The sequence below is a fragment of the Prescottella sp. D32 genome (assembly GCF_037287305.1).
GTDB lineage: Bacteria > Actinomycetota > Actinomycetes > Mycobacteriales > Mycobacteriaceae > Prescottella > Prescottella equi.
In genome coordinates, this window is record NZ_JARBSW010000006.1 from 178,748 (window position 1) to 196,366 (window position 17,619).

At 69.2% G+C, this 17,619-nt stretch carries 16 protein-coding genes; 1 reads left to right on the forward strand and 15 read right to left on the reverse strand.

Features of this window, described 5'->3' with window-relative positions; all coding sequences use genetic code 11:
* Positions 1-19 precede the first annotated feature (19 nt).
* From nuoN to PSS76_RS22070, 14 genes are all read right to left on the reverse strand, one after another.
* Positions 20-1,606 carry an NADH-quinone oxidoreductase subunit NuoN gene (gene nuoN / locus PSS76_RS22005; RefSeq protein ID WP_084985747.1) on the reverse strand — a complete coding sequence of 529 codons (1,587 nt, stop codon included), beginning with the start codon at positions 1,604-1,606 and terminating at the stop codon, positions 20-22.
* A gap of 6 nt (positions 1,607-1,612) precedes the next feature.
* The gene (locus PSS76_RS22010; RefSeq protein WP_337456624.1) at positions 1,613-3,184 is read right to left on the reverse strand and encodes an NADH-quinone oxidoreductase subunit M; all 1,572 of its coding nucleotides are present in this window, start codon (positions 3,182-3,184) and stop codon (positions 1,613-1,615) included.
* Positions 3,181-5,112 carry an NADH-quinone oxidoreductase subunit L gene (nuoL, locus tag PSS76_RS22015; protein ID WP_337456625.1) on the reverse strand — a complete coding sequence of 644 codons (1,932 nt, stop codon included), beginning with the start codon at positions 5,110-5,112 and terminating at the stop codon, positions 3,181-3,183. Before nuoL ends, PSS76_RS22010 begins: the two co-directional genes overlap by 4 nt.
* Before the next feature lies 1 nt (position 5,113).
* Complete coding sequence (nuoK, locus tag PSS76_RS22020; protein ID WP_005513807.1) at positions 5,114-5,413, reverse strand: NADH-quinone oxidoreductase subunit NuoK; 300 nt, start codon at positions 5,411-5,413, stop codon at positions 5,114-5,116.
* A complete protein-coding gene (locus PSS76_RS22025; RefSeq protein WP_064079726.1) occupies positions 5,410-6,240 on the reverse strand; it encodes an NADH-quinone oxidoreductase subunit J in 831 nt (276 codons plus the stop codon). The genes nuoK and PSS76_RS22025 overlap by 4 nt, the downstream gene beginning before the upstream one ends.
* Positions 6,240-6,785, reverse strand: coding sequence for an NADH-quinone oxidoreductase subunit NuoI (nuoI, locus tag PSS76_RS22030; protein WP_044990881.1), 546 nt, complete (start codon positions 6,783-6,785; stop codon positions 6,240-6,242). The genes PSS76_RS22025 and nuoI overlap by 1 nt, the downstream gene beginning before the upstream one ends.
* On the reverse strand, positions 6,778-8,082 hold the full coding sequence (gene nuoH, locus PSS76_RS22035) for an NADH-quinone oxidoreductase subunit NuoH (RefSeq protein ID WP_013415739.1): 1,305 nt from the start codon (positions 8,080-8,082) through the stop codon (positions 6,778-6,780). Before nuoH ends, nuoI begins: the two co-directional genes overlap by 8 nt.
* Positions 8,079-10,520, reverse strand: a complete 2,442-nt coding sequence (locus tag PSS76_RS22040) for an NADH-quinone oxidoreductase subunit G (protein ID WP_221286238.1) — start codon at positions 10,518-10,520, stop codon at positions 8,079-8,081. Before PSS76_RS22040 ends, nuoH begins: the two co-directional genes overlap by 4 nt.
* A gap of 8 nt (positions 10,521-10,528) precedes the next feature.
* Entirely contained in the window at positions 10,529-12,595 is a 2,067-nt protein-coding gene (nuoF, locus tag PSS76_RS22045; RefSeq protein ID WP_022595368.1) for an NADH-quinone oxidoreductase subunit NuoF, read from the reverse strand.
* Positions 12,592-13,926: an NADH dehydrogenase (quinone) subunit D gene (nuoD, locus tag PSS76_RS22050; protein ID WP_013415736.1), complete on the reverse strand. Its 1,335-nt coding sequence runs from the start codon at positions 13,924-13,926 to the stop codon at positions 12,592-12,594. The genes nuoF and nuoD overlap by 4 nt, the downstream gene beginning before the upstream one ends.
* A complete protein-coding gene (locus PSS76_RS22055) occupies positions 13,923-14,651 on the reverse strand; it encodes an NADH-quinone oxidoreductase subunit C (RefSeq protein WP_370530796.1) in 729 nt (242 codons plus the stop codon). The genes nuoD and PSS76_RS22055 overlap by 4 nt, the downstream gene beginning before the upstream one ends.
* Before the next feature lie 23 nt (positions 14,652-14,674).
* Positions 14,675-15,247 (reverse strand): NuoB/complex I 20 kDa subunit family protein, encoded by a 573-nt coding sequence (locus tag PSS76_RS22060; protein WP_005513818.1) that lies wholly within the window; start codon positions 15,245-15,247, stop codon positions 14,675-14,677.
* A 39-nt stretch (positions 15,248-15,286) separates the two neighbouring features.
* On the reverse strand, positions 15,287-15,652 hold the full coding sequence (locus PSS76_RS22065; protein WP_084968739.1) for an NADH-quinone oxidoreductase subunit A: 366 nt from the start codon (positions 15,650-15,652) through the stop codon (positions 15,287-15,289).
* Positions 15,653-15,844: 192 nt separating this feature from the next.
* Entirely contained in the window at positions 15,845-16,258 is a 414-nt protein-coding gene (locus tag PSS76_RS22070; protein ID WP_084968738.1) for an Rv3143 family two-component system response regulator, read from the reverse strand.
* Positions 16,259-16,357: 99 nt separating this feature from the next.
* Here PSS76_RS22070 and PSS76_RS22075 point away from each other — a divergent pair, with 99 nt between their 5' ends.
* Positions 16,358-16,903: a hypothetical protein gene (locus PSS76_RS22075; RefSeq protein WP_041674153.1), complete on the forward strand. Its 546-nt coding sequence runs from the start codon at positions 16,358-16,360 to the stop codon at positions 16,901-16,903.
* 15 nt (positions 16,904-16,918) lie between these two features.
* Here the strand turns inward: PSS76_RS22075 and PSS76_RS22080 are convergent, their stop codons facing one another.
* On the reverse strand, positions 16,919-17,539 hold the full coding sequence (locus PSS76_RS22080) for a YdcF family protein (protein ID WP_013415732.1): 621 nt from the start codon (positions 17,537-17,539) through the stop codon (positions 16,919-16,921).
* Positions 17,540-17,619: the final 80 nt, after the last annotated feature.

The window sequence follows — 17,619 nt, forward strand, 5'->3', positions numbered from 1 at the left end:
TCGTTCTTCGCGGCTCGCCTCAGACCAGGAAGTGCGCCGCCTGTTCGGCGAGGTCGAGGACGGGCTGGGGCGCGATCCCGAGCACCAGCGTGACCACCGCCGCGACAGCGACCGCGGCCACCGTCGGCGCACTCGGAACCACCACGACCGGCGACGCGTCCTCGGGGGGATCCGCGAAGAACATCAGCACGATGACACGGACGTAGAACACCGCAGCGACGGCGCTGCCGACGACGCCGACGATCACCAGCGGCACCGCCCCGCCGGACGCGGCGGCCTCGAACACGGCGAACTTGCTGATGAACCCACTGGTGAGCGGGATACCGGCGAACGACAGCAGCAGCAGCGCGAACGTCGCGGCGAGCAGTGGCGACGTACGGCCCAGCCCCGCCCAGCGCGCCAAGTCGGTGATTTCGGCCCCCGACGCGTCCCGCACCAGTGACACCACGCCGAACGCACCGAGCGTGCTGAAGCCGTACGCCAGCAGGTAGAACAGCGACGCGGAGATACCCGCGTCGTTGCCGGCGATCACGCCGGTGAGGATGAACCCGGCGTGTGCCACCGACGAGTACGCGAGCATTCTTTTGACGTCGGACTGTGTGATCGCGAGCAGCGCGCCGACCAGCATGGTGAGAATCGCGACCGCCCACAGCACGGGGCGCCAGTCCACGCTCAGTCCCGGCACGGCCACGTAGAAGACACGTAGCGTCGCCCCGAATGCGGCGATCTTCGTCGCCGACGCCATGAAGGCGGTGATCGGCGTCGGAGCTCCCTGGTACACGTCGGGGATCCACGAGTGGAACGGCACCGCGCCGATTTTGAACAACAGACCCACCGACAGCATCGCCAGGCCCATCCGGGCGAGGAGCACGTCGTTCGCCTGCTCCTCGACGGCGCGGCCGATCCCCGTGAGGTCCACGGTTCCGGCGTAGCCGTACAGCAGGGCCGTCCCGAACACGAAGAACGCCGACGAGAACGCACCCAGCAGGAAGTACTTGAGCGCGGCCTCCTGCGAGAGCAGACGTCGGCGCCGGGCCAGCCCGCACAGCAGGTACAGCGGCAGCGAGAGCACCTCGAGCGCAACGAACATGGTCAGCAGGTCGTCGGCCGCGGGAAACAGCAGCATGCCGCCGATCGCGAAGAGCGCCAACGGGAAGACTTCGGTCTGTGTCACGCCCGCCCTGGCGGCCTCCCGCTCGGCATCGCTGCCCGGCACCGCCGAGGCACGCGGGGTGAAGGCGTCCACGCCGCGTGCCCCCACCGAGACGGACTCCGCCGACGCCGCGGCGCGGTCGAGTCCGCGATCGGCGACGAGCAGCGCCGACAGCAGCGATACGCACAGGACGGTGCCCTGCAGGAACAGCGTCGGCCCGTCGATCGCGACCGATCCGACCGCGGCCGATTGCCTCGTGCCCGCGAGCGCGATCACCGCGACGCCCGCCGAGCCCAGTGCGCCGAAGGTGAGCACCAGGTGGGCGGTGTAGCGCGTCCGCCGCGGCCAGAACGCCTCGACCAGCACGCCCACAACCGCCGCACCGAAGACGATCAGCATCGGCGACAGCAGGCTGTATTCGATGCTGGGGGCCGGCAACACCGTGGGATTCATCGGGGTTCACCTCCGTCCTGTTTCGGCGACGACAGGTGCCGGGTCCTGGCGGTCGATCGTGGTGAGCGTGTCGGCGACCGCGGGGGTGACGACGTCGAGAATCGGTTTCGGGTACACCCCGAGGACCAGGAGCAAGGCGATCAGCGGCGTGACCACGACGAGTTCGCGGCGGCGGAGGTCCCGGATCCGGTCGGCGCCCGAGGCGACGGGTCCCGTCATCATCCGCTGGTAGAGCCACAGCACGTACAGGGCCGCGAGGACGAGTGCGACGGTCGCGACGACGGCGGCCGCCGGGTATCGGGTGTAGGTGCCGATCAGGACGAGGAACTCGCTGACGAACGGCGCGAGGCCCGGCAGCGACAGGGTGGCCAGCCCGGCGATCAGGAAGGTGCCGGCCAGCAGCGGCGCCACCTTCTGCACGCCCCCGTAGTCCGCGATGACCCGTGTGCCGCGCCGCGTGACGAGGAATCCCGCCACCAGCATCAGTGCGGCGGTGGAGAACCCGTGGTTGACCATGTAGAGCGTGGAACCGCTCTGCCCCTGACTGGTCATCGCGAAAACGCCGAGCACGATGAAACCGAAGTGGGAGATGGAGGTGTACGCGATCAGCCGCATGACGTCGGTCTGGCCGATCGCGAGCAGTGCGCCGTAGACGATGCTGACGACCGCGAGCGTCACGACCAGGGGCGCGAAGTACTGTGCGGCGTCGGGGAAGAGCTGCAGGCAGTACCGCAGCATCGCAAAGGTGCCCACCTTGTCGACGACGGCCATCATCAACACCGCGGTCACCGGGGTGGACTGGACGGCCGCGTCGGGCAGCCAGCTGTGCAGCGGCCACAGCGGCGCCTTGACGGCGAACGCGAACATGAAACCGAGGAACAGGGCGTTGGCCACGGGGCCGCTCATCGTCAGCTCACCGGTCGACACCGCGTCGACGATCGCACGGAAATCGAAGGTGCCCGACGTGAACGGGCTGTCCGCCCCGGCCGTCACGACGTACAGGCCGATCACCGCGGCCAGCATGATCAGACCGCCGAGGAGGTTGTACAGCAGGAACTTCACCGCGGCCCGCGAGCGGCCCGGACCCGGTTGGCCGTATCCACCGATGAGGAAGTACATCGGGATCAGCATCGCTTCGAAGAGCACGTAGAACAGCAGGATGTCGAGGGCCAGGAACGACATCAGGACCATCGACTCGACCACGAGGATCAGCGCGACGTACGCATGCGTGCCGCGGGGTCTGGCATCATCGGCGGGGACGTCGCGCCAGCCGGCGAGGAGCAGCAACGGCACCAGGATCGCTGTCAGCAGCACCAGCGCCAGCGCGATACCGTCCAGTCCCAACTCGTAGCGGGTTCCGAACGCCGGTATCCACGAATGGGATTCGACGAACTGGTACCGCTCGCCGGCCGGTTCGAACCGCACCGCGAGCACGACGGCGATCGCGAGCGTCGCGAACCCCACCACTAGCGCGAGCCACCGTACCGCCGTCCTCCGACGAGCCGGCAATGCTGCGGCCGCCAACGCTCCCGCGAGCGGCAGGAGCCACAGGGCGGTCAGCCAGGGAAAGCCCTTCATGACACCCTCCCCACCAGTGCCGCCGCGACCACGAACGCCGCGCCGACGAACATGTACAGGGCGTAGGAGCGCACGAACCCGGTCTGCAGCCGGCGAAGCGCCACCGACAACAGTCCGAGCACGGCACCGACACCGCCGGTGGCGCCGTCGATCCCCTTGTCCTCGACCACCGTCAGTCCCCGCACCAGGCGCTGACCGGGACGCATGAAGACGGCCTCGTCGACGTCGTCGCCGTAGAGGTCACGTCGCGCTGCGACCGTCACCGCCGACACCTGGGCAGGAGCCACCACAGGCACCGGCCGAGTTCCGTACTGCCGGTACGCAATTCCGGCGCCGATGAGCACGACAGCGAGTGTGACGGCGGTGACCACCCACACCGGGACGGCGAGTTCACCGTGCTCGGTCGCGCCGCCGAACTCCGTCCAGACCGGTTCGAGCCACTGCTCGAGCGTGCCGCCGACCGCGAGCAGTCCGCCGGCGGCAACGGATCCGACGGCCAGCACGATCATCGGCACGGTCATCACACCGGGCGACTCGTGCGGGTGTGCCCCCGGATTCCACCGCCTCTCCCCGAAGAACGTCATCAGCATCACGCGCGTCATGTAGAACGCAGTGAGCCCCGCGCCGATCAGCGCGACCGTGCCGAGAGCCGTCCCCCCGATCCCGCCGGAGCCGAAGGCCGCCTCGATGATCTTGTCCTTGGAGAAGAACCCCGAGAACGGTGGAATCCCGATGATCGCGAGATAGCCGAGTCCGAAGGTGGCGAACGTGATCGGCATGAGTGTGCGCAGACCGCCGTAACGCCGCATGTCGGTCTCGTCGTCCATGCCGTGCATGACGGATCCGGCGCCGAGGAACAGCCCCGCCTTGAAGAACCCGTGCGCGAGCAGCAGCATGATCGCGAACGCGTAGCCGGCGGGGCCGAGTCCGGCTGCCATGACCATGTAGCCGATCTGACTCATCGTCGAGGCCGCGAGCGCCTTCTTGATGTCGTCCTTCGCGCACCCGATGATCGCGCCGAACAGCAGGGTCACGGCGCCGACCAGGACCACCGCCACCTGCGCTCCAGGCGCCGCCTCGTAGATCGGCCCGGACCGCACGATCAGGTAGACGCCGGCCGTGACCATGGTGGCGGCGTGGATGAGCGCCGACACCGGGGTGGGGCCCTCCATCGCGTCGCCGAGCCAGGATTGCAGCGGTACCTGTGCCGACTTGCCGCACGCGGCGAGCAGCAGGAGCAGTCCGAGCGCGGTGGTCACTCCCCCGCTCGCGCCGGACGTGTCGCCGCTTCCGACACCACCGAGGACGTCGGCGAACGACACCGATCCGAACGTCGCGAACATGATCATGAGCCCGACCATCAGGCCCATGTCGCCGACGCGGTTGACCACGAACGCCTTCTTCGCGGCCGTTGCCGCGCTCGGCTTGTACTGCCAGAAGCCGATCAGCAGGTACGACGCGAGACCGACCCCCTCCCAGCCGACGTACAGACCCAGGTAGTTGTCGGCGAGCACGAGCAGCAGCATCGCGGCGAGGAAGAGATTGAGGTACGCGAAGAACCGTCGTCGTCCGGGGTCCGTCTTCATGTAGCCGACGGAGTAGATGTGGATGAGCGATCCGACGCCGGTGACGAGCAGCACGAAGCACATCGACAGTTGGTCGAGGCGCAGCCCGAAGTCGACCTGTAGTCCGGCTACGGGCAGCCACGAGAAGAGGTGCTGCTGGGCGACCCGGTCCGAGTCCGCGCGGCCCACCATGTCGACGAACAGCATCACGGCGACCACGAACGACGCGAGGGCGGCGGCGCACCCGAGCAGGTGCCCCCAACGGTCGCTGCGGCGGCCCGCGAGCAGCAGGACGACGGCGCCGGTCAGCGGCAGAGCCGGCAGGAGCCAGATGAGTGCGTGAATTCCCGTCCCCCCGTTCATGTCAGTACTTCAGCAGGTCGGCGTCGTCGACCGAGGCCGATCGGCGGGTCCGGAAGATGGTCATGATGATCGCGAGTCCGATGACGACCTCGGCGGCGGCGACCACCATCGTGAAGAACGCGAACACCTGGCCGTCGAGGTTGCCGTGCATCCGCGCGAACGTGACGAACGCGAGGTTCGCGGCATTGAGCATCAATTCGATGCACATGAACACGACGATCGCGTTGCGCCGCAGCAGCACTCCCGCGGCGCCGATCGTGAAGAGCAGTGCGGCCAGGTAGAGGTAGTTGTCCGGGTTCATCGGGACTCCTCCCCATCGGACCGGTCGACCGCGGCTCGTGGGCTGCGCGGGGTGAGGATCCGGCTGACGGACTCGCGCGAGTACGTCCCGTCGGGCAGACGCGCGGGCAGGTCCACAGCGTTGTGCCGGGCGTAGACGCCGGGGCTCGGGAGGGGCGTGACCCGCGCGGATTCGTCGGCGCCCCAGTCCCGGAACCGTTGCTTCGACATCTCGCGCTGACCGAGGCGCCGTTCGAAACGCTCGCGGTGCGCGAGCACCATCGCGCCGATCGTGGCGGTGATGAGGAGTGCCCCGGTCATCTCGAACACCCACACGTACCGGATGAAGACGAGTTCGGCGATGCCCTCCACGTTGCCCCCCGACGCCGAATTGGCCTGGTCCAGTCCGACGAAACCCACTTCGCCGGACCGGAGGACCCCGACGGTGGCGTTGCCGAGCCCACCGATCAGCAGCAGACCGAACCCGAGTCCGGCCACGACGGCCGCGATCCGTTGCCCGCGCAGGGTTTCCACGAGCGAGTCCGAGCTGTCGACCCCGATCAGCATGAGCACGAACAGGAAGAGCATCATGACCGCGCCGGTGTAGACGACAACCTGGACGACGCCGAGGAACAGTGCACCCTGCGCGATGTAGAGCACCGCGAGCACGATCATGGTCATCGCGAGACAGATCGCCGAGTAGACGGCCTTGGGCGCGCACACCACTCCGAGCGCTCCGAGCACCGCTGCCGTACCGAGGATCCAGAACTGGACGGCCTCACCGGTGGACGTCCGGGTGAAGACCTCGGCGGCCAGTAGCGCGGTCGATTGTGCGGTCGCGGCGTCCACTACGTCACCTCCTCGGATCCGGGCACCGACTCGGCCGCGCCGCCGAACACGGATCCGCGGTAGTAGTCCTCGTCGGTGGTGCCGGGAGCCATGGGGTGCGGCGGCGCCTGCATCCCGGCCTGCAGCGGCGCGAGCAGGCGATCCTTGCCGTAGATCAGGTCGATGCGGTTGTCGTCGGCCATCTCGTACTCGTTCGTCATCGTCAGTGCCCGCGTGGGGCAGGCCTCGACGCACAGCCCGCAGCCGATGCAACGTAGGTAGTTGATCTGGTAGACGCGTCCGTACCGTTCACCCGGCGAGTAGCGCTCCTCTTCGGTGTTGTCGGCGCCCTCGACGTAGATCGCGTCGGCCGGGCACGCCCACGCGCACAGTTCGCAGCCGATGCACTTCTCCAACCCGTCGGGATGCCGGTTGAGTTGGTGCCGACCGTGATAGCGCTCCGCGGTGGGCGCCTTCTGCTCGGGGTAGAACTCCGTGACGGGTTTCTTGAACATGGTCGAGAAGGTCACGCCGAATCCGGCGACGGAGTCGAGGAACTCAGGCATCGGAATCCTCCATTCCGGTAGGTGCCGACCGCACGAGGGCGCGGGCGGGGCGCGGATCCTGCCCCGGCAACGGCGGCACCGGGAAGCCGCCGGCCGACGGATCGAACGGGGTGCCGGTGTCGTGGGGCGCTGCGCCGTCGTCACCGGCGCGGGTGGCGCGGAGCCTGCGGTAGAGCCCCGCCAGCAGCCCGAGGGCCACCACTGCGCCGCCGACAACCAGCACGATCCAGCGGGACTCGTAACCCTCGTTGCGCAGGGCCCGGACGGTGGCGACCACCATCACCCACGCGAGCGCGACGGGGATGAGGACCTTCCAGCCCAGGTTCATGAACTGGTCGTAGCGCAGGCGCGGAAGCGTGGCGCGCAGCCACATGAACACGAACAGGAAACCCCAGACCTTGATCGTGAACCACAGCAGCGGCCACCACCCGGAGTTGGCGCCGTCCCACATGTTCAGGGGCCACGGCGCGTGCCAGCCACCGAGGAACATCGTGGCGGCGAGCGCGGAGACGGTGACCATGTTGACGTACTCGGCCAGCATGAACATCGCGAACCGCAGCGACGAGTACTCGGTGTGGAATCCGCCCACCAGTTCGCCCTCGGCCTCGGGGAGGTCGAACGGCGCCCGGTTGGTCTCGCCGACCATCGACGTCACGTACACGAGGAAGGCCGGCAACAACAGGAAGACGTACCAGTGCCCCTCCTGGGCGGCCACGATGCCCGACGTGGACATCGTCCCGGCGTCGAGGAAGACGGCTGCGAACGTCAGGCCCATCGCGACCTCGTACGAGATGACCTGGGCGGTGGACCGGAGCCCGCCGAGGAGCGGGTACGTCGAGCCCGACGCCCAGCCGGCCAACACGATGCCGTACACGCCGACGGAGGTGACCGCGAGAATGTAGAGCACCGCCACCGGGAGATCGGTGAGCTGCAACGGCGTCCGGTGTCCGAGGATCGAGACCTCGGGCCCGAACGGGACCACCGCGAACGCCATGAAGGCGGGCACGACCGCGATGATCGGTGCTGTCAGGTAGACGGGCTTGTCGACGCCGGCGGGGACGATGCCCTCCTTGAGCGCGAGTTTGACGCCGTCGGCGAGGGACTGCAGGATTCCGTGCGGGCCGACGCGGTCGGGGCCGACGCGCATCTGCATCCACGCCAGCACTTTCCGTTCGAGATAGATCGCGAGCAGCACGGTCAGCACGAGGAAGACGAAGATGCCGAGCGCCTTCGCCACCACGAGCCACCACGGGTCGTGGCCGAACATCGACAGCTCGGCGGCAGCCAGGGTGTTCATCGCGCGACCTCGCCTTCCACGAGCGAGCCGGCGACGCCGTCGTCCGCCGACGGCCCGATCCGGACCACGTCCCCGATCTGCGCTCCGAGTTGCCGATACACCTCGGACCCGGGCGAGCAGATCGGCAACCACACCACCCGGTAGGGCAGATCGGTGATCGCGAGCGGCAATGTCACCGACCCTCTGTCGGTGGCGACCGTCACCGGATCGCCCTCACGCACCCCGAGTTCGGCGGCACAGTCGGCCGACAGCCGAACGACCGGCGGTCGCGCGGTGCCTGCCAGGAAGGGTTCACCGTCCTGCATCCGGCCCGCGTCGAGCAGCATCCGCCACCCCGCCAGGACGGCCTCTCCTGGGCCGGGTTCGGGTGTCGCCGACGGCGCCGTCCCGGACATCGGCACGCGCGCTCCCTGCCACGGACCGAGGCGGTCGAGTTCGGCGCGGGCCGCCGCGACGTCGGGCAGACTCAGCGGCCGGCGCGCCTCGGCGGCGATGGCGTCGAGCACCCGCAGGTCGGGCAGCGCTCCGGTGCGGGGCAGCGCCGTCTCGAACGGCCGCACCCGGCCCTCCCAGTCCACGAAACTTCCGGACTTCTCGGCGACCGGCGCGACCGGGAACACGACGTCGGCGCGGTCGGTCACGGTGCTGTGCCGCAGTTCGAGGCTCACGACGAAGTCCGCGGCGTCCAGCCCGGCGAGCGCCGCACGTGGGTCCGGAAGATCGTTCGGATCGACACCGCCGACGAGGAGTGCGCCGATCGCGCCGGACGCCGCGGCGGTGAGTACACCGGCGGTGTCGCGTCCCGAACCAACGGGCAGGTCCGGGACGTTCCATACGTCGGCGACCTGCCGGCGGGCCTCGGGATCGGCGATCGGCCGTCCGCCCGGGAGCAGGCCCGCGAGCGCCCCGGCCTCGAGGGCGCCGCGCTCCCCTGCCCGCCGCGGGATCCAGGCCACCCGGGCCCCGGTCTCGGCCGCGAGGGCCGCGACGGCGGTGAGGGTGCCGGGAACAGCGGCCGCGCGCTCCCCGACCACGATCACCGCGCCGGGACGACGCAGGAAATCGGACCCGGCGAGTTCGTCGAGGATTGCCGGCTCGTCGCCCGGCACGGCGCGCAGCAGGCGCCCGGACATCTTGTCGAGCCCACGACTCGCGAAGGGCGCGATCGAGAGGATCACCGCGCGCCCGGTGCGCACCGCCTTCCGCAGCCGCAGGAAGACGATCGGCGACTCCTCCTCGGGTTCGAACGCGACGAGCACGACGGCGGACGCCTTCTCGAGGTCGTCGTACGTGACGACCTCCGGGCCGAGACCGCGGCCCGCGACATGGGAGGCGAGGAAGGCGGATTCCTCGGCGGAATGCGGCCGCGCGCGGAAGTCGACGTCGCCGGTGCCGAGCACGACGCGTGCGAACTTCGCGTAGGCGTAGGCGTCCTCGTACGTGGCGCGTCCACCGACGAGCACCCCGGCCCGGCCGGTCGCGGCGACGAGCCCGCGCGCTGCGACCGTGATCGCTTCCGGCCAGGACGCCGGCCGTAGCCCGCCGCCGGGATCGCGCACGAGTGGGGTCTCCAACCGGTCCGGTTCGCGGGCGTAGGTGAATGCCCACCGGCCCTTGTCGCAGTTCCACTCCTCGTTGACCTGGGGATCGTCCCCGGCGAGTCGGCGCAGCACCGTGCCACGACGGTGGTCGGTGCGTTGCGCGCACCCGCTCGCGCAGTGCTCGCAGACACTCGGCGTCGACACCAGGTCGAACGGCCGGGCCCGGAATCGGTAGGCGGCTCCGGTGAGGGCGCCCACCGGGCAGATCTGGACGGTGTTCCCGGAGAAGTAGGAATCGAACGGCTCCTCGTCGGCGATGCCCACCTGCTGCAGGGCGCCGCGCTCGAGCAGCTCGATCATCGGATCTCCGGCGACCTGCCGGGAGAACCGCGTGCAGCGCGCACACAGCACGCACCGCTCGCGGTCCAGCAGCACCTCACTCGACAGCGGAATCGGTTTGGGGAAGGTGCGTTTGACGCCATCGAAGCGGGACTCCGCGCGCCCGCTGGACATCGCCTGGTTCTGCAGCGGGCACTCGCCGCCCTTGTCGCACACCGGGCAGTCCAGAGGATGGTTGATCAGCAACAGCTCCATGACGCCCTTCTGGGCGCGGTCGGCGGCCTCGGAGGTGACCTGTGTACGGACCACCATGCCGTCGGTCGCGACCGTGGTACACGACGCGAGCGGCTTGCGTTGGCCCTCGACCTCGACGAGGCACTGTCGGCACGCTCCGACCGGATCGAGCAGCGGGTGATCGCAGAACCGCGGGATCTGGATGCCGATTCCCTCGGCGGCGCGGATCACGAGCGTCCCCTTGGGTACGGTGACCTCCGCACCGTCGATCGTGAGTGTGACGCGGTCCGAGGGCACCGGTTGGCCCGACGCGTCGGACCCCATGTTGACGGTCACGATCTCCTCCCTTCCGGTCCGGTGGGGACCGTGGCGACGAGCGCGGAGGCGTTCGGGTCGAACGGGCACCCACGGCCCCCGACGTGCGCGACGTACTCGTCGCGGAAGTACTTCAGCGACGACATGATCGGGCTGGCCGCGCCGTCACCGAGCGCACAGAACGACTTGCCGAGGATCGTGTCCGAGACGTCGAGCAACTTCTCGAGGTCCTCCGCACTGCCCTCGCCGCGCTCGAGGCGCTCGAGGATCTGCACGAGCCAGTAGGTGCCCTCACGGCACGGGGTGCACTTGCCGCAGGACTCGTGCGCGTAGAACTGCGTCCAGCGCAGTACCACGCGCACGATGCACGTCGTCTCGTCGAAGATCTGCAGCGCCTTGGTGCCGAGCATGGATCCTGCACCCGCCACCCCCTCGTAGTCGAGCGGTACGTCGAGGTGTTCGTCGGTGAGGAGCGGCGTCGACGAGCCGCCCGGGGTCCAGAACTTGAGCCGGTGCCCCGCGCGCACGCCCCCCGCGACGTCGAGCAACTGCCGCAACGTGATCCCGAGCGGGGCCTCGTACTGTCCGGGCCGGGTGACGTGACCCGAGAGCGAATACAGCGTGAACCCGGGCGACGCCTCGCTGCCCATGCCCCGGAACCATTCCGGTCCGCGGAGGATGATCGGCGGGACACTCGCGATCGACTCCACGTTGTTGACGACGGTCGGGCTGGCGTAGAGACCGGCGACGGCGGGGAACGGCGGTCGCAGCCGGGGTTGCCCCCGCCGCCCCTCGAGCGAGTCGAGCAGCGCCGTTTCCTCGCCGCAGATGTATGCCCCGGCCCCGGCGTGGACGACGATGTCCAGGTCGTAGCCCGAACCGAGGATGTCGCGACCGAGATACCCCGCGTCGTAGGCCTCGGCCACCGCTGCCTGCAGCCTCCGCAGAACCGGCACCACCTCGCCGCGCACGTAGACGAACGCCTGCGCGGCCCGGATCGCGTACGCCGCGATGACGACTCCCTCGATCAGCGTGTGCGGGGTCGCGAACATCAGCGGAATGTCCTTGCACGTACCCGGTTCCGACTCGTCGGCATTGACGACCAGGTAGTGGGGCTTCGCGGTTCCGTCGGTCGCCGGATCCTGCGGGATGAACGACCACTTCATGCCGGTGGGGAATCCGGCGCCGCCGCGGCCACGCAATCCGGCGTCCTTGACGGTCTGGATCACCTCGTCCGGGTTCATCCGAAGGGCCTTGCGGAGCGCGGTGTACCCGTCGTGACCGTGGTACGCGTCGAGAGTCCACGACCGGTCCTCGTCCCAGTGACTGCTCAGCACCGGGGTGAGCGGCGTCGCGGCTTCCGAACGCGCGGAGTGCAACCCCGCGAGTGTGGCCGGCCCGGCTCCCCCGCCCGATTCCAGCGCGCCCTGCCGACGGTCGGGGAACCCGGCGAGGATGCGCGCGGTGTCGCGGAACGAGGACAGGGGCGCGCCGCGGGTGGGCGTGACTCGTTCACCTGCCCGCAGGGCGTCGACCACCGCGGTCGCCGATTCGGGCGTCCGGTTGTCGAAGAACTCCCAGTTCACCATCATGACGGGCGCGAAATCGCAGGCCGCGTTGCACTCGATGTGCTCGAGGGTGATCGCGCCGTCCGGCGTGGTCTCACCGTCTCCGATACCGAGGTGCTCGCGCAGCGCCGCGTGGATCGCGTCCCCACCCATCACCGCGCACAGGCTGTTGGTGCACACTCCGACGTGATAGGTGCCGGTCGGTTCGCGCCGGTACATCGTGTAGAAGGTCGCGACCGCCGTCACCTCAGCGGCGGTGAGTCCGAGTTGTGCTGCGCAGAACTCGATTCCGGCCTGGGAGACGTGACCGTCCTCGGCCTGGACGAGGTGCAGCAGCGGCAGCAGTGCGGAGCGCGCGGTCCCCGGCGGCACGTCGTCCGGTGCCCGGTAGCGGGCGATGATCTCGTCCGCGTCGGCGGCGAGCCGGGCCACGACGTCGGGCGGGTACGCGGCCCGCTCGTGCGGACGCGGCCCCAATTCGAGGAACACCGGTTCCGTGGCACGCGATTCGGTCATCGGTCCACTCCCCCCATGACTGGGTCGATGCTGGCGACCGACGCGATGACGTCGGCGACCATCCCGCCCTCGCACATCGCCGCGACCGCCTGCAGATTCGTGAACGACGGGTCGCGGTAGTGCACCCGGAAGGGGCGGGTACCGCCGTCGCTGACCATGTGCACGCCCAGTTCGCCACGCGGCGACTCCACCGGCACGTACACCTGCCCGGGCGGGACCCGGAATCCTTCGGTGACGAGCTTGAAGTGGTGGATCAGCTCCTCCATCGAGGTACCCATGATCCGCCGGATGTGTTCGAGCGAGTTCCCGAGCCCGTCGGCGCCGACGGCGAGATCCGCAGGCCACGCGATCTTCTTGTCCGCCACCATGACCGGACCCGGCCGAAGTCGATCGAGGCACTGTTCGACGATCTTCAGCGACTCGGCCATCTCCTGCACCCGCACGAGGTAGCGGCCGTAGCAGTCACTGCCGGTGTCGGTGACGACGTCGAACTCGTACGTCTCGTAACCGCAGTACGGATCCGAGCGCCGCACGTCCAGGGGAAGTCCGGTTGCGCGCAGCACCGGCCCGGTGACCCCGAGTGCCATGCAACCGGTCAGGTCCAGGTACCCGATCCCCCTGGTACGCGCCTTCCAGATCGGGTTCTCGTTCAGCAGGTCCTCGAGATCGCGCAACCGCCGGGGCATCAGGTCGAGCAGCTCACGCACCTTGGCGACGGCACCGTCGGGCAGGTCCTGCGCCAGCCCACCCGGGCGGATGTACGCGTGGTTCATCCGCAGCCCCGTGATCATCTCGAAGATGTCGAGGACCAGTTCGCGTTCCCGGAAGCCGAACAGCATCGGGGTGATCGCCCCGAGTTCCATGCCGCCCGTCGCGAGGGCGACCAGATGCGAGGAGATCCGATTCAGCTCCATCAACAACACCCGCACGACCGTCGCCCGTTCGGGGATCCGATCGGTGATGTCGAGCAACTTCTCGACGCCCAGGCAGTACGCGACCTCGTTGAAGAACGGCGACAGGTAGTCCATCCGCGTGACGAACGTGACGCCCTGCGTCCAGTTGCGATACTCGAGATTCTTCTCGATTCCGGTGTGCAGATAGCCGATTCCGCAGCGCGCCTCGGTGACGGTCTCGCCCTCGATCTCGAGGATCAGCCGCAGGACGCCGTGCGTCGACGGGTGCTGCGGACCCATGTTGACGACGATGCGCTCGGCACCGGCCTGGTGGGCCTCGGACGCGGCGTCCACCAATTCGTCCCAGTCCTGACCGCCGACGGTGAACACTGCATCGCCGTTGTCGGTCCGGTCGGACTGCCCACTCGGACGGCTCACTGGTAGGCCCTCCTCTCGTCCGGCGGCGGGATCTTCGCCCCCTTGTACTCGACGGGAATGCCGCCGAGGGGGTAGTCCTTGCGCTGCGGGTGCCCCGTCCAGTCGTCGGGCATCTCGATTCGGGTGAGCGCAGGGTGACCGTCGAAGACGATCCCGAAGAAGTCGTAGGTCTCGCGCTCGTGCCAGTCGGTGGTCGGGTACACCCCGTACAACGACGGGATGTGCGGGTCGGCATCGGGCACAGCCACTTCCAGGCGGACCCGGCGCCCGTGGGTGACGGACATGAGCGGATACACCCCGTGCAGTTCGCGACCCGGATCCTGCGGGTAGTGCACCCCGCTCACTCCGAGACACAACTCGAAGCGCAGCGCCGGATCGTCGCGCAGGCGTCGCGCGGCGGTGGGCAGGTACTCGCGTCGCACGTGCAGCGTCAGTTCACGACGGAACACGACCACCTTCTCGATCGCGTCGTCGAAGAGCACGCCGACGGTGTCGAGCGCGTCGGCCAGAGCGTCGACGAACTCGTCGAACCACCCTCCGTACGGGCGCGGCGTGCTACCGGGCAGCGTGACGGGCCGGACGAGGCGTCCGTACCCGGAGGTGTCGCCGGTGCCGCCGACGCCGAACATGCCCTGCCGCAGCCCGATCATCTCGCCGCCGGCGACGCGTTCGGGCGGCACGGTCCCCTCGGGACCCGCCGTCGCCTCCGGATCGGGCCCGCCCAGTGCACCGTCGTGGTCGATCGCCATCACCGCACCGCCTCCGCCGTATGCCCCGGCAGGCCGAGATCGACCACCGGCCGCGCCGCCAGTGCCGCCGTCTCCGCCGCCCGCACCGCCTCCTCGCGGTTGACGCCGAGCGGTGTGTCCTGGATCTTCGCGTGCAACGCGAGAATCGCGTCGAGCAGCATTTCGGGTCGCGGCGGGCAGCCCGGCAGATAGATGTCGACCGGGACGACATGGTCGACTCCCTGCACGATCGCGTAGTTGTTGAACATGCCACCCGAGGACGCGCACACGCCCATGGCGAGGACCCACTTGGGCTCGACCATCTGGTCGTAGACCTGGCGCAGTACCGGGGCCATCTTCTGGCTCACCCGCCCGGCCACGATCATCAGATCGGCCTGTCGGGGCGAGGCACGGAAGGCCTCCATCCCGAAGCGGGCGAGGTCGTAGCGCCCGGACGTGGTCGCCATCATCTCGATCGCGCAGCACGCGAGGCCGAACGTCGCGGGCCACAGCGAACCCTTGCGGGCGTAGCCGGCCACGGTCTCGACCGTGCTCAGCAGGAAACCGCCCGGCACCTTCTCTTCGAGCCCCATCCTTCGATCACCTCCGCTCCGCGATCACCTCGAGATCCGCTAGTCCCAGCTCAAACCCCCACGACGCCACTCGTAGACGTAGGCGACGGACACGTTGAAGACGAACACCGCCATCGCGGCCAGACCGAACACACCGAGGGCGTCGAAGTGGACGGCCCACGGGTACAGGAAGACGATCTCGATGTCGAAGATGATGAACAACATCGCCGTCAGGTAGTACTTCACGGGGATCCGCTGTCCACCGGCCCGCCCGCCGGGCTGCATCGGTTCGATGCCGCACTCGTACGCCTCGAGCTTCGCGCGATTGCGCCGCGCGGGTCCCACCGCCGAGGCGACGAACACGGAGAAGACCGCGAACGCCACCGCGATGGCGCCCAACACGAGAATCGGCACGTAGGCGTTCACCCTGCCTCAGCTCCTCCGGTCGCGAGCACGGACGGCGGGTAGCCAGGGACGACGCACAATCACGCAATCAGGAAAACCCACCCGCCGAATGTGATCTACGCCTCAGCCTACCCAGATTGCCCCCCGGCTTGGCTTCGGTTTTACCCGCGAGTCTTCCGGCAACGGGACCGACACGGGAGGGACGCGCCCACGTCACGCCGGACGCAGCAGCCCCACCACGGTCTCGGCCAGCGCGAACGGATCGATGGGGTGTCCGACGACCCCGTCCGCCCGCGACCAGTCGGCCAGCCATCGGTCGTCGGCGCGGCCGGTAAGGACCACGATCGGCGGGCACACGTCGAGTTCGTCGCGCAGTTGCTTGGCGATGCCCATCCCGCCGGCCGGCTGCGCTTCGCCGTCGAGCACGGCCAGGTCGATGCCGCCCGCGTCCAGTTCGCGGACGACCACCGGGGCGGTTGCGACCTCGAGGTACGCGAGTTCCGGCAGATCCGGGTGCGGGCGTGTGCCCAGCGCACGGATCACCCGCTCCCGCGTCGAGGCGTCGCTGCTGTAGACGAGCACGCGCAGCGTCACGGAGTCTTCGGAGCGCACGGTCGGATTGGCCACGATCCAGATGCTACGGCCGCTCCCCCGGCCACACCGGGAGGCGACTCCGATTCAGGCGTCAGGCGTTCCGGGACCCTGGTTGCCGCTAGTCTCCCGAGCATGGGGGAAACGACGGTGTCCACACGCGTCACGGCGGGGGCGGGCACGGCAGCGCTGTGCGCGGGAATGATCCTGGGAGCCACCGGATGCGCGGACTCCGGGCGTCCCGCGGCGGGTGCGGCGCCGGTGGCGTGTCCCACGGGCACTGTCGAGTTCGTCTCCGCCCGGCCCGGCGTCGCCGAGTCCATGGTCCCCGACACCCCACTGTTCGCCGAGGTGTGCCGCTACGAGAAGGCCGGTGGCGAAGCGGCCCCGAGCTCCCCGCGGCCGGCCTCCGCCGGGCGTCTCGAGGGGGCCGAACTCGACGCCCTGGTCGATGCCCTCAACGCGGCAGGACCGACCGATCCCCGGCGCTGCGGGGTCCCGGCGGCTCCGGACGCCACAACGATCGTGTGGACCACCTTCCGCTACGCGTCGGGCCCGCCGGTGCAGGTCCGCTGGTCCGGACCGTGCAATCAGTCGAGCAACGGAACGAAGCTCGCCGACGGTCTCGCCCGGGAGATTCCGCCGTACTGGACGAACCCCGTTCCGCTGCAGGTCAACTGAAGTCCCCGGCCCGAGTCAGAACCCGGGGGCCGCGACAGGCACGTACCGGAACTGGCCGGACGCCGACTGGAAGGTGGCGAGCGCACGGTCGATGTGCGACGCCGAGGTCACCAGCACGGCACCGTCCGCCCCTGCGGCGGACAGGATCTGGGTGGTGTTGCGCGCATTGTCGACGGTGGAGAACGAATCGTTGTCGAGGACGATGTTCGCGGGATTGACGCCTCGGAGGACGAGTCCGGCCAGCATCGCCTGCGCTTCGGTGTACGGCAGCGGCTGCGTCGGGCCGCCGGAGACGATCACCTTGTTCGCCGGGTGCAGACGGGCGATCGCGGCGGCCGTGTTCAGTCGCGAGTTGAGGACGGCGGGCAGTAACCCGTCGGCGTTCAGGCGGGCACCCAGCACCACGATGTACCGGGAGGCCGGATCGCCGGTGGTGAGATAGGTGTGCGCGGCGGTGTACTGAGCCAGCGAGGACACCGTGTCGGAGATCCCGGACGCCGCCGTGTATTCCAGGGTGTCGATGCCCTGACTGATGAGCCCCGGAATGTTCAGTGATGCGGCGTTCGCCGGCACCGCGGCCACCACCGGTAGTGCGGCCACGGCAGCCGCGACCACGATTGTTCTCAACTTCTGCATTCGCCTGTGTCTCCCCGGATTCGGCGGTCGGTATCGATTGCGCGGGTCACACCCTACGGGCGAAACGGGCACCCGTCATC